Source organism: Bartonella sp. CL70QHWL, assembly GCF_042194855.1.
Lineage (GTDB): Bacteria > Pseudomonadota > Alphaproteobacteria > Rhizobiales > Rhizobiaceae > Bartonella.
On sequence record NZ_JBHINJ010000001.1, the window covers coordinates 132,484 to 146,342 of the forward strand.

The 13,859-nt window shown below is 36.6% G+C and carries 10 protein-coding genes; 5 read left to right on the plus strand and 5 right to left on the minus strand.

What is annotated here, in order from left to right:
* Positions 1-525 precede the first annotated feature (525 nt).
* Entirely contained in the window at positions 526-1,065 is a 540-nt protein-coding gene (thpR, locus tag ACFIJZ_RS00475) for an RNA 2',3'-cyclic phosphodiesterase (RefSeq protein ID WP_375630573.1), read from the plus strand.
* Between the two features lie 106 nt (positions 1,066-1,171).
* Here thpR and grpE read toward each other — a convergent pair whose 3' ends face one another.
* Entirely contained in the window at positions 1,172-1,834 is a 663-nt protein-coding gene (gene grpE, locus ACFIJZ_RS00480) for a nucleotide exchange factor GrpE (RefSeq protein WP_273790225.1), read from the minus strand.
* A 124-nt stretch (positions 1,835-1,958) separates the two neighbouring features.
* Positions 1,959-3,029 carry a heat-inducible transcriptional repressor HrcA gene (hrcA, locus tag ACFIJZ_RS00485; RefSeq protein ID WP_273790224.1) on the minus strand — a complete coding sequence of 357 codons (1,071 nt, stop codon included), beginning with the start codon at positions 3,027-3,029 and terminating at the stop codon, positions 1,959-1,961.
* A 505-nt stretch (positions 3,030-3,534) separates the two neighbouring features.
* Here hrcA and rdgB point away from each other — a divergent pair.
* Together rdgB and hemW are read left to right on the plus strand one after the other, a co-directional pair.
* Entirely contained in the window at positions 3,535-4,182 is a 648-nt protein-coding gene (gene rdgB / locus ACFIJZ_RS00490) for an RdgB/HAM1 family non-canonical purine NTP pyrophosphatase (protein WP_273790223.1), read from the plus strand.
* Positions 4,179-5,378 carry a radical SAM family heme chaperone HemW gene (gene hemW / locus ACFIJZ_RS00495; RefSeq protein ID WP_375630575.1) on the plus strand — a complete coding sequence of 400 codons (1,200 nt, stop codon included), beginning with the start codon at positions 4,179-4,181 and terminating at the stop codon, positions 5,376-5,378. Before rdgB ends, hemW begins: the two co-directional genes overlap by 4 nt.
* A gap of 1,598 nt (positions 5,379-6,976) precedes the next feature.
* Here the strand turns inward: hemW and dapE are convergent.
* The 3 genes from dapE to ACFIJZ_RS00510 form a co-directional block, all read right to left on the minus strand.
* Entirely contained in the window at positions 6,977-8,149 is a 1,173-nt protein-coding gene (gene dapE, locus ACFIJZ_RS00500) for a succinyl-diaminopimelate desuccinylase (RefSeq protein WP_375630577.1), read from the minus strand.
* Positions 8,150-8,371: 222 nt separating this feature from the next.
* Positions 8,372-9,118, minus strand: coding sequence for a M48 family metallopeptidase (locus ACFIJZ_RS00505; RefSeq protein WP_273790220.1), 747 nt, complete (start codon positions 9,116-9,118; stop codon positions 8,372-8,374).
* A gap of 31 nt (positions 9,119-9,149) precedes the next feature.
* Entirely contained in the window at positions 9,150-9,929 is a 780-nt protein-coding gene (locus ACFIJZ_RS00510; protein WP_375630579.1) for an alpha/beta hydrolase, read from the minus strand.
* 195 nt (positions 9,930-10,124) lie between these two features.
* On the opposite strand from ACFIJZ_RS00510, the gene infC reads away from it, so the two are divergent.
* Both infC and ACFIJZ_RS00520 read left to right on the plus strand, forming a co-directional pair.
* Positions 10,125-10,643 carry a translation initiation factor IF-3 gene (infC, locus tag ACFIJZ_RS00515; RefSeq protein WP_273790218.1) on the plus strand — a complete coding sequence of 173 codons (519 nt, stop codon included), beginning with the start codon at positions 10,125-10,127 and terminating at the stop codon, positions 10,641-10,643.
* Positions 10,644-11,238: 595 nt separating this feature from the next.
* Positions 11,239-13,005 (plus strand): ABC transporter ATP-binding protein, encoded by a 1,767-nt coding sequence (locus ACFIJZ_RS00520; protein WP_273790216.1) that lies wholly within the window; start codon positions 11,239-11,241, stop codon positions 13,003-13,005.
* Positions 13,006-13,859 lie beyond the last annotated feature (854 nt).

The window sequence follows — 13,859 nt, forward strand, 5'->3', positions numbered from 1 at the left end:
TCATATCCATTATGGATTGGTATAATTATCATAAATGTAAAAGCTTATAGTAATTTTGTTATGCTGGTTTTTTCTTCCTTTCCTAACATTATTTGACCAATTTGAATAGTTTTGCGTATTATGGCTATTCCCCGACTTAATCATATAATTAAATCTTTACAGAAAAGAGAACTCTTCACCTTGTATTATAATATGCTTTATTTTAGGCTAAAGATAAATGTCAAAATAATTTCGCACATCAACAATCTATCAACTTTTCTTATTTTCTGCTAACTTTGTAGCCTTTATAATACACAAGTAATCTTCCATTGTACATCATTGTGATACAGATCATGAAAACGCAATTCTTATCAATGTCATAACCATTTTCTTAAAACGAATAAGCTTTGTACGCTCATAATTATAGTAAGCATTTTTTAGACATTCTTTTTCTATACTATTGCCTTGTTTTATGTGGTACGTGCCCCGCCCTTATTATCTATATTGCGCTTGGGATAGCATCTTTCATTATAAGGAGATAATATCATGGGTCGTCTATTTAGTGCTCTCCAGATTCCTCAACAAACAACAAAAGCCCTCGTATCATTGCAAAATGGCTTACCAAAAGCGCAATGGATCAACCCGCAAAATTTTCATGTCACCTTATCTTTTTTTGGCGAAGTTGAAAGTTCTACAGCAGATGAAATTATGCATACCTTTAACACTATAGAACTTCCTTCTTTTACGCTACAGATAAAGGGTTTTGAAGTTTTTGGTTCAGAAAATGCTCCCCATTCTCTTGTGGTTCGCATTGAACCTTGTGAAAAACTTACTCTTTTACATGAAAAGATGCAATATATTCGGAATAAATTAGAGTTAAAGCCTGATGAAAGACTGTTTATTCCGCATATCACTCTTGCACGAATATTTGATATTAATCTTAAAGATCTTTCTTCTTATCTATCTTTTCAAAATGATTTTTTTGTCCCTCCTTTTGAAGTTGATCATTTTGTTTTATTGTTATCGGCCTCTCCCTTAAATAAGGCTCCCTATATTGTAAAAGGAAATTGGCCACTTCAAAAATAAAAGGGTGTTTGTCACACCCTTTAAAAACTCTTTGAGAAAAGACCCTATATATATGAAACTGCAGGGAATACTGCATTTTACGATAGAGGTTTGTTATTGATGTATTTTAAGTCGAATCAGCTTCAACAGAAGCTTCTTTTGCTCCTCCTTTAGCTACACCCACTATAGCTGGACGTAACACCCTTTCCCCGATAATATAACCTGCCTGAACCACTTGTTGAACAGTATTATCTGGAACATCAGCATTGGGAATTTCAAACATCGCTTGATGAAAGTGAGGATCAAATTTTTGCCCCTCTGGATGAATTTTTTGCACCCCATGACGTTCTAATGCTGCCATCATGGCACGTTCAGTCATTTCAACGCCTTCTGCCAATGATTTCAAACCAGCATCACTCTCCCGTGCACCTTCTGGAATAGCTTCCAAAGCACGATTGAGATTGTCAGAAACCGATAACATATCCCGTGCAAAATTAGCAATGGAATAAGCCTTTGCATCCGCCACATCTCGCATAGTACGGCGTCGAAGATTTTCCATATCTGCAACAAGACGTAAAAGCTGATCTTTCAGTTCTTTATTTTCATCCTGCAAAGACGCTAAAAGATCACTAACCTCATTGCTTTCTGTTTCAATGACTTCGTGTTCCTCTGTTTTATGTGTTTTTAAAAATTCATCGGCTGCCTGTTTAAGTGTATTACGATCAGCTGGATTTTTTAAATCACAATTTTCAAATGAAGCGTCAGTAAATTTGTTTTTTTCATCAGACATAAAAATTTTATTCCTTCATAAGATTCGTTATTCTCGATATCGAAATTCTACAGACAAAAATCAAGGGGTAGCGATGTATATAATACAATGAGCTTTTATAGTACAAATACTTACTTGCATCGTTTTAACGCAATAACTGTGACACAAGTTGAGCTGTATAATCAACCATGGGCACAATCCTTGCATAATTAAGCCGTGTAGGACCAATAACACCTAAAGCACCAATGACTCTTTGTTGTGAATCTCGATAAGGTGCTACAACTAAAGAAGAACCAGAAAGAGAAAATAATTTATTTTCTGAACCAATAAAAATTCTAACCCCAGAACCTTCATCCGTTAAATCGAGAAGCTGTGCCATACTCTCGCGCGTTTCAAGATCATCAAACAAATGGCGTAACCGTTCTAAATCTTCTTCTGCTTTTACATCTTCAAGTAAATTGCTACGCCCGCGAACAATGAGGTGTATTTTATGATCAGCATCTTCTCCTCCCCAAAGAGCTAATCCCGTTTCAACAAGATGATGTGATAAATCATCAAGTGCGGCCCTTGTTTCTGCGCATAAGCGGGCAATTTCCCCTTTAGCTTCACTCAATGTACGCCCTTGAATATGGGCATTGAGAAAATTCGTTGCTTCCGTCAATTGTGCATGGGTAACCCCTTCTGGTAAATGAACAATACGATTTTCAACTTCACCTTGTTGAGTCACCAAAACGGCAAGAGCGTGCTCCCTATCAAGGCGCACAAATTCAATATGTTTCAATGTTCCTTCTTGTTTTGTTGCTAAAACAAGCCCTGCCCCACGTGAAAGATCTGAAAGAACTCGGCTTGCTTGAACAAGAAAATGTTCAACCGATTGTGCATGACCAGCCTCTTTGACTTGCATTTCAATATTTTCTCGCTCTTCGTTTGGCAAATCACCCGCTTCCATAAATGCATCAACAAAAAAGCGTAAACCTGATTGTGTCGGCATTCGACCCGCAGAAACATGTGGTGCATAAATCAAACCGAGATGTTCAAGATCACTCATCACGTTGCGAATCGTCGCAGGCGATAATGTCTGTTGTAAAAGCCGCGAAAGATTACGTGACCCTACAGGTTCACCATCATTAAGATAAGCTTCAACAATATGGCGAAAAATATCACGCGAACGTTCATCAAGATATTTTAGTTCATTATCAATAGTTTTGTGCTTCATCACAATTGTTTCACTACTTTTAAAATCCTCATCTCTTATATAAGTTTTGCCAAGGTTTGGTCAAATAGTCTAAAGTAGTATAAAAATATATTATCCTATTGAGCTGTAAAATGCTACCTTTCAGAGTGATGCTTGATAAATTACGCAGGAAATATTTTTTGTTAGAGTGTGTGAGAAATATTTAAGATAAGAGTTGATCTGTAAAGTGGTCTGCTGTAGGGACTTATCAAGAGAATCTAGATTGATTAAAAACCGCTGTAGATAGAAAATTTCACCCTTTAGAGCAAGCAGGAAATTGGAAATTTACCATAAAAATGCTATCATAAATAAAGACATGTCTTTCATATCTTTGCAAGGTTATCTTCATACAAGATAAAAAATTTTATTGGAATAAAATATCATTAAACGTGTAAAATAATCATATCATGTAAAATGTGTGTGTATGAGCATTAAAGTCGGTTTTTAGCACAAAAATAATTCCCCTTTCATTTTTGGAGAAATCTATATGAGAAGCATAGCAGATAAAAAACTTGTCATTGCTACACATAACACCGGAAAATTGCATGAAATCACTACTTTAATTACGCCTTTCGGTTTAATAATACAATCGGCAAAAGAACTGGGCTTGCCAGAACCAAAAGAAACGGGAAAAACATTTGAAGAAAATGCTTATATTAAAGCTTTTTCAGCAGCAAAAAAAACAGGACTTCCTGCCCTATCTGATGATTCAGGCTTAGAGGTAGATGCATTGGAGGGTGCGCCAGGCGTTTATACCGCTGATTGGGCAATTCAAGCCGATGGTACACGTAATTTTCCAAAAGCTATGAAAAAAATAGAAAATGAACTCCAAAAAGTCGGAGCACGAGAAAAAAGTCAACGGAAATGCCGTTTTATATCCGTCATTTGCATTGCATGGCCTGATGCTCATGCAGATTACTTCCGTGGATGCGTTGAAGGAACGTTCATTTGGCCTCCACGGGGAGATAAAGGCTTTGGTTTTGATCCTATTTTTTTACCCGATGGATGTGAAAATACCTTTGGAGAAATGTCAACAGAGCAAAAACACAACTGGAAACGTAATGATATTCCCCCTCTTTCACATCGCGCACGTGCTTTCAAACTTTTGGCAGAAAACCTTTTAGCATTCTCATGAAAGAACCTTTTGGCATTTACATTCATTGGCCCTTTTGTGCAGCTAAATGTCCTTATTGTGACTTTAATTCGCATGTTCGCATCCATGGTGTTGATCAACCACGTTTTGTCACCGCCTTTAAGCGCGAAATAGAAACGCAATACCACAAAATAGGCCCACGCCATATTACAAGTATTTTTATTGGTGGAGGAACCCCTTCCCTTATGGAGCCGCAAACTGTCGATGCCCTATTGCAAGCACTTGCAAAAAAATGGGTAGTCGATGATAAAGTTGAAATTACATTAGAAGCTAATCCATCCAGTGTGGAAGCAGAGCGCTTTCGTGGATACCGTGCGGCAGGTGTTAATCGCTTATCTCTAGGGATACAAGCGCTCAATGATAAAGCATTGCGCAAACTTGGCCGACTCCATAATGTGGAACAAGCTCTTTGTGCCATTGCTTTAGCACGACAAATTTTTCCACGTTTATCCTTTGATCTCATTTATGCCCGCCCCGAACAAACCCTTGAACAATGGAAATCTGAACTTGTGCAAGCAATTGATTTAGCAGCGGACCATCTTTCTCTTTATCAATTGACGATCGAAGAAGGAACCGCCTTTAAACGGCTTCATGATGCAGGAAGACTTATCCTTCCCCCATCAGAGCTAGCAGCAGATCTGTATCATCTTACTCAAGAAATAACGGCACTACATGGACTTCCTGCCTATGAAATCTCAAACCATGCAATGCCCGGTGCCGAATCAGCACACAATCTTCTTTATTGGCGTTATCACCAATATGCAGGCTTTGGTCCAGGAGCACATGGACGTTTCATTGAGCACGCATCGAATCATTCCTCTTTCTGTTCAAAAACATTGTCATCACACCTTGAAAACCGCGAACGTTATGTCACAATAAATGAAAAGCATCCCGAGCAGTGGCTTAATTTGGTAGAAACAACAGGACATGGCTGTATTGAAACGGAACATTTAACCACTGAACAACAGGCAAATGAAATGCTCCTTATGGGATTACGCCTTTGCGAAGGCTTAGAACTTATACGCTATGAAACCTTAAGCCCTAAACGTATCCCAATGGAAAAACTGATCGATTTACAACACCAAGAATTGATAGAAATGGTGGATAACCAACGCTTAAAAGCAACAACCAAAGGACGTATTGTTCTTGATCACATCATCAGCCAACTTGCAAATTAAAGTTTTTATAACAACATACTTATTTTAATCATAATTATCATTTTTCATAGCAAGGTGAGATTAGAATATTGTGAGCTTCTCTCATTTCAAAACTATTTATAGCAAGTGAGTTATCGCCATTTGCTTACACCTTAAAAATAGAGAAGCATGTGGATAAAAACTATAAAAAAGGAGTAAAAAGGCCTCTTATGAACACTCTTAAGTGCTAAAAGCTATTGCAATATTTTGAGCTAGAAAGTGTATGGTGCTCTAACTTTATTTTTCATAAACATAAAGATGGGGAGGCATTATAGATTTTATATTACAACATTCATAAGCACCGTAGTAGCACAAATGTGACAAACATTGAGAAAATTCCTCTAAAACAAATACGTGAATGCATAACACGATAATGTATTTTTTCTTTATGAAATCGTGGCACCATTAAAAGAACCATAGAAATAAGCATGAAACCATGCATCAATTTCTGATTATTTAAAAAGATCTTACTCTATTTACTTTTGAAAACCGTAAAGCCGAATAAAAAAGAAAGTAAAAAAGCACGCTGATTTTCACCTTTATACCTTTATATTTTTCCTCAATGAAATTGTATGTCTGTTTCAGAGATTATAAAAAATAGATATACGCAATACTTTTATCCTATTCTGGCATGTAAAAGCGGTTATCGCAAAAAGTACTGAACCAATATTTATTTGAGATACGCGGCTGTATGATTGGTATTGATTTATAGGTCACAGCAAAATCACGAGCTTTATTAAACAAATAATGCACTCAAATGGCAAATATACCCGATATGAATCGAGATTGCTTTGTTAGCGAGCGAAACGATGTTAATTCCATATGATCTTACTTGTATGCATAATGCTTATGAGTATCTGTACGCGTCCTTTAAGGTTATTTTATTAAAAAATTGAGAATAATACTAGGACAATCCTTGGCTCAAGAAGTCAACGTGCTGCTACAAAAAATTCTGTGTATCTTTATCATAACCAAGATTCAAGCTGATTAAATAAGCTCACCTTCTATCTCGTAATGATTTTGCAACGGAAGTTCTTGGGGACAAAAAAAGCATGGCAAAATATATGAAATAAAACAAACTTAAAGCGCTTTTCCTATAGGCTTTATTCTAAGAGAGTCTAATTGGAACAAGAAGTACCTTTTATGAGAGTGCAGAAAACATATCAAAACATGAGCTGTGAATGAGCGCATTTATGTTGTACGAACTTTTGACAATAGCAGCATGTTTTTGTGTGTCTTTATGGCTTCAACCTGTCATCACACAATGATGATATAATATTCATTGTTTTCCATATATGATTGCGTGTGACTTCCTTTCTACACTTTAAAGAACGAATATTTTCAATCCAATATGGTCTAAACAGTTCTACTTCTTCAAGCAGGTCTCTCTTGGCTTTCCAATTATGTAATTCACTTAACTAAAAACTCTACAGGCAAGAATCCCAACTTAAGAATATTCATCACTTACTCTAAAACCACTTAATATATTAAGTCTTACGAGACTCATATCACCACACCTTAAATGTCAATATCTTATAGCTCAACAAGATAAAGGTATTTTTGAACCAAAAATCTTTTCTTTATGCAAAAAATTCAATAATAAAACGCTCATAAATAGTAGTAAGAGTTTCCACTGCATCAAGGGCCACACACTCATCTACCATATGCATCGTTTGCCCTGGTAAGCCAAATTCAACCACTGGGCAATAATCCTTAATAAATCGCGCATCTGAAGTACCACCAGAAGTGGAACATTCTGGTATATTCCCTGTTACACTTTTAATAGCATTGGATAAAGTTTGAATGAGTTTATCATTTTTGGTCAAAAAAACATCTCCTAAACTTGGAATCCATTCAAGCTGATAAGAGGGATATTGGTCACCATTGTTTTTTGATTGCACCAAAGCAAGACGCTTTTCAATTTCCTTCATCAGTGTTTCTTTTGTCCAAAGATCATTGTAGCGTATATTAAAATGAACTGTTGTCTGCGCTGGGATAACATTGACCGCTAAATTACCGGTATCGATGCTTGTTAGCTCTAGATTACTGGGTTGAAAATTCTCTGTCCCTTTATCTAAAGCAGTTTGTGTCAATGCTTGAATAAGCTTACTTGCCAAAGGCAAGGGATTAGCAGCCCGCTCTGGAAAAGCAACATGACCTTGGCGACCTTTCACGGTAATGATACCAGAAATCGATCCGCGGCGACCGATTTTGATGACATCCCCAACAGTCTTTACACTTGTTGGTTCCCCCACAAGAGCCGCAGTCCATTTTTCGCCTTTTTTTTCTGCCCATTTGAGAAGTTTGACGGTACCATTAACAGCAGGTCCCTCTTCATCACCGGTAATCAAAAAACTTACCATTCCTTTAATGGATCGTTTCTCAAGAACTCGCGCTAGCGCCGCAATAAAACAAGCGATTCCGCCCTTCATATCAACAGCACCCCGCCCATATAATTTCCCCTGATCTATGACAGCTTCAAAAGGTGAATAAGTCCAATCTTCCAATGCACCTGGTGGTACGACATCTGTATGACCCGCAAACATAAGATGGGGTCCTTCATTTCCCATTTTTGCATAAAGATTTTCAACATTATCTGTATTTTTATCCGTAAAAATAGGGCGCTCGACGTGAAATCCCATTTTTTTCAAAAATTGTTCCAAAGTTGATAAAGCCCCCGCTTCATGAGGTGTAACAGAAGGACAACGGATAAGTCTCTTTAGTAGCTGAAGTGGATCTGTAAGAACAGGCATAAGGTCCCTTCCCATTTTTTATAAGTCATCGGAACTTAAGGTTATTACGCTGAATTACAAAAAAGATAAAGAAAAAACATTGAAGACACTCAGCAAACCAAGCAGGGGAGAACAATCGTGCTGAGAGCTTCAATGGCTTCCTCATTATAAATGAGCAAGCACACACACAACAAAACACTCAACAAAAAGTTCCGTTAAATGTTGCCTTCATTTGAAAGTTTTTTACGCCTCTAAATTATATGAATCAAAATTAATTGCTTGCAATCTATGGGCATTTTCCTTCAACCAAGCACGGTACGTTTTACTATCAGGACATAGCTCTTCACAAAGAGCCCAAAATCTTGGTCCGTGATTCATTTCAACAAGATGAGCAACCTCATGAGCAACAACATATTCCACAACTTCTTTTGGTGCCATAACAAGGCGCCAAGAAAAAGAAAGACGCTTATCTATTGAACAAGATCCCCAACGACTTCTCGTATCTTTATAACAAATTGATTTGACTTTACGCTCTACTTTATGGGCATAATGTGCCACCAAAGGTGTTATAATAAGTGCTGCTTGTTTTTTCAAAACGTCAGCAATGCGTCTTGGGAGGTATTCTAATTGACCATAAACAATAATTTTAGGTCCTTGCTCCGCATCTGCTGTAAGGATTTCTGTTACCCCACGCCCTTCTCTATGCTTTATGGTATGGGAAACACCTAATAAAGGAATCATTGCCCCCTCTTTGAGATAAGCATTTTCATGAGAGATTTGTAAACGAGCAAGACGTGCCTCAATCCAAGATCGATGCTTTTCAATAAAACTTTGAATCGTACAGAGACTTATCGCTGGTGGTGTTGTTACACAAATCTCTTGACTGCTGGCATCAATACGTAAGGTAAGACGGCGTGCATACTTATTTTCCCGCACCCGTACAGGTACAGAGCGATCAGAAAAAATAAAATGCTGCTTAGAAATGCTCATATATTTTTATCTTCATCAATAAATGTACCCCTTATTTTGCATTAATCTGATTAATAAAAGATCTCAATACTGTTTCAAGGCAATCTAAATCTTGTGGACGAGAAAAGCGATGATCTGCATCACGAACAAGTGTCAACGTTACATCATGGAGAGGTAAATGATCAAGTAAAGTCAATGTATGCTGATAGGGAATATCTTCATCTTCCATCCCTTGTAGAATATGGACTGGACACCCAACATCAATGCATCCTTTCATAACACAATTTTTGCGCCCATCTTCAATTAATTTTTTTGTAAAGGGCATTGGCTCTGTATCATCAACAGCAGGTCGTTCAATATAGCCTTTTTCTTCCAAAATCTTCCATTCTTCTGGGCCTAATTTGGGTTCCACCAATGTTTGTGTAAAATCAGGCGCTGGAGCAATCAATATCATGCCAGCAAGCTTCTTATTTTTCTGTGCTAGCATCATAGCAAGCCTTAGTGCAATCCACCCACCCATAGAGGAACCAATCAAAATTTGTGGACCCTCACAATAGGTTTCAAAAGTCGCTAAACTTTCCTTAACCCAACGCGAAATTGTTCCTTGAAAAAAATCACCTTCAGATTCTCCATGTCCAGAATAATCAAAACGTAAACAAGACAAATCATTCTTCTGAGCAAACTGATCAACTAACGTTGCCTTACTTCCCAACATATCGGATTGATAGCCAGGAAGCCAAACCAAACCTGGAGATTGGCGCCCCTTGCGATAGCGTACTGCAAGTGTGGTGTTCTCAAACGAAAAAAACTGACAAGGAATATGTTGATCCATGATTCTTTATCCTCCATAAAACAATTTCTTTAAATTAAGAGAAAACTTTTATAATCTAAATCATTCCAAAAAGTAATAAATCAAATAATGAAAATAACACGAATTATAGTTGTTTTTAGGTGCATAATTGTATATTAAATTAACTGTAGTTGAATCAAAATTTAAGGAGCATAAACCATTCGTAAACCGTTTAAAATGACACCTACCCAAAAAGACGGACCACGTTCAAATAAGGATATTCGGGTACCTCATGTTCAGCTTATCAATGATGAGGGACAACATCAGGGAGTTGTTGCGATACAAGAAGCTCTTGCTATGGCTGCAGATGCGGGACTTGATTTGGTTGAGATTGTACCAAATGCAGAGCCACCCGTATGTAAAATCATCGATTTGGGAAAATTAAAATATCAAACCCAAAAAAAAGCTGCTGAAACACGTAAGAAGCAAAAAGTCATCGAAATCAAAGAGATTAAGATGCGCCCAAATGTTGATGTCCATGATTATGGAGTCAAGCTCAAGGCTGTTCATCGCTTTATTGATCATGGTGATAAAGTAAAGATTACTTTGCGTTTTCGTGGTCGTGAGATGGCTCACCAAGATCTTGGATTAAAGCTTCTTCAGCGTGTGAAAGAAGATACAAGTGAAATTGCCAAAATCGAATTGGAGCCAAAGCTTGAAGGCCGGCAAATGATGATGGTGATAGCACCTAAATAGTTTTGCATTGGAATAATATTCGCATGCAACTCATCAGCATGAGCGTATGGTATTTTTAGAAGCACCACATAGAGTTTTTGTGGTGCTTTTAAGGTTTTATAAATGTGTATAAAGCCTTTTAAGAGTTTAATAATGCTTGATCGATTTATAAGAAGAATTCGTTATTTTGCATATTAAATGAGAAAGCTCAAACATCGTAAGGCCTTCTTATTTCAAGCACTCTTATTATGCAATGCGGCGAAATTGTTTGCTTACACATCACAAATGGAGATGATACATAAAAAATTATTAAAAAAGCAGAAATGTTTTTTGTGAGCCATTTCAAGTGCCAAAGGCTATCACAATACGGAAATTGGTAAATACAATAGTGAAACTCGCCGGTATCTTTTATTGAAAACTAAAAATAATGATGAACAACGAATTTTCGTTATACCTTTTACAGAAACTTTGCACTACATTCTTCACTCTCGCCGTCGTGAAATTGATATGATGAGCCTTGAAAGAAAAGACTATTTTTGTAAAAAAGATTAAGGGGCTTTTTAATTAAGAGTGTTTCAATCTTGCATAAAATAATGAGAGAATATAGAAGCACTTCATGGCTAAAAAACAAATTTCCTCTTTCGACAAACATCTTATTATCCGCCTTTTACGAGAAAATTTTCGTAAACATATGCGTTGGTACAGTGCGGCTATCTTCTCAATGATCATCATTTCTTGTACCACAGCAACCAGTGCATGGATTATGCGGGATGTTGTTAATCAGATTATTGATGCACAAAATTTTCCTATGATTGTTTTGATTTCTAGCTTCATTGCTTTTATCTTTATTCTCAAAGGAGTTGCAACTTTTTTCCAAACTTACTTTCTAAACAAAGCAGGCAACAGTATCATTGCTGAACAACAGCGTAAAATTTTTGCACGACTTATGGAACAAGGAGTCTCTTTTTATCATAATAATACTTCATCTGATCTTCTTGTTCGTGTAACTCATAATGCAACAGCCGTACGTAATATAATTGATACTATTATCACAACTTTTGTACGTGATTTGCTTTCCGTTAGTGGTCTGTTGCTTGTCATGTTCATTCAAAACTTTGTGTTAATCTCCATTACTTTAATCGTAGGACCACTAGCTTTTTTAGGCGTTCGAATGGCTTTAAAACGCGTTCGCAGCTTGATGGAAAAAGAGCTCCTTTCACTTGGTGAAATTATCAAAATCGTACAGGAAACGGCTGTTGGTATTCGAATCATCAAGGCCTTTTCACTAGAAGAAGTCATGAAAAAACGGATGGACAAAGCCATTTGTGATGTTGAAAAACAAACAAACAGTATTGCAACACTCGAAGCTATTACCAATCCAATTATGGAAACACTCACGGGTGTTGCCATTGCAGGTATTATTTGTTTTTCCGGTTATCTTGCAACCCAACGCGCAGGTGTTCAAGGTGAATTTATGTCCTTTATTGTTGCTTTACTTTTAGCTTATGAACCCGCAAAAAGACTAGCAAATGTACGTGTTAAAATTGAATCTGGCTTGGTCAATATCCGTACGATGTTTGAAATACTCGATTGTCCCCTTACAGTTGTAGAACATAAAGAAGCTAAAGATCTGAATAAAACGCAAGGAACTATTCGTTTCGAACATGTTTCTTTTGCATACACTAATAACAAAATGATATTGAAAGACATCAATCTAGAAATAGAAGCCGGAAAAATGACAGCATTGGTGGGACCATCCGGTTCGGGAAAATCAACCCTTATCAACCTTATTATGCGCCTCTATGACCCCACAAAAGGACGCATATTGATTAATGATCAAGACATTCGCTACACAACATTTCGCTCTCTGAGAAACCTGATGGCCTATGTAGGACAGGATACTTTTCTCTTTCAAGGAACTGTTAAATATAATATCGGGCTTGGAAAAGAAGGGGCTAGTGATGACGAAATTATCGAAGCAGCAAAAGCAGCAAATGCTCATGACTTTATTATGAGTTTGCCAAATGGTTATGATACACAGATAGGTGATAATGGCTGTAATCTTTCAGGGGGGCAAAAACAACGACTCGCTATCGCTAGAGCAATGATTCACGATAGTGAAATTCTGATTCTTGATGAAGCAACAAGTGCGCTCGATTCACACACCGAAGCACAAATTAATGAAGCCATTCACCATCTTACTAAAGGACGCACAACGATCATTATTGCTCATCGCCTTTCAACGATTGCTCGTGCTCATAAAATTGTGGTCATACAAAATGGACAACTAATTGAACAAGGTACTCAAAAAGAATTGCTAGCAAAAGAAAATGGGTTTTATAAAAAACTTCATAATATCCAGTTCAAAAAACATACCTCCTAATTTCTAGATCCTTAAATAAGATTTGAAATAAAAAATGGATAGAAGGTAATGCTCCATTTATAAAAAAAGACTTGTTATCAAGAAAAAGCATTACTTCAATCAAGAATTGGTAAAGAATTTATGGTTTATTGAAAATAAAATTCTTGGATTTAGATGAAAACTTTACTCGTTGTTTTGTTGAATGCAAAAGATAAGATGTAATTTGCTTATTGCAAATTTTCTTTATATTTATGATGAATCAATCAAAAGCGCTTGTTGTACGTCATAAGAGATATTGGTATATGCATAAAAACTCTTAAGATAAGCAATAAAAATACCTCTACACTTTCAAGTGAAAAGATTGTCAGCAACATGAAAAGCTGGAAAATAGAATGATAATGCCGGCTTATAGCTTTAGCAAATACTTATACCTTTATTAATAACGGTAGTGTAGATTTTATACCATTCATAAGAGGTACTTTATACCATTTCACAAGCAATCTTATGAAATAGACTCAAGCGCACACTGAGAAATGTTCCTTTAAAACAAGTACATAAACTTGCAACACAATAATGTTATATTTTGGAGTATTCTGTTTGGGGAGCTATTCGTTATAAGAAAAGTGATCTCATTCAAGACACAATAAACAAAAATCTAAAATAATAGGTAATTTTTATTATTAAAAAATATTGCTTTAAATGCGTTTGACAATAAAATCGATATCTTATGAATTCTCTGCTTGCCTCATGCTTTTGACGGTCTTTAATGGAATCATGTCCTTCACGTAAAAACAGAATGCCATTGTGTTGCAAATTCACGTACTTGTTTTAAAGAGACCTCTCTCAAAGTCTTCCCTAAGCCCATTTCGCGATAA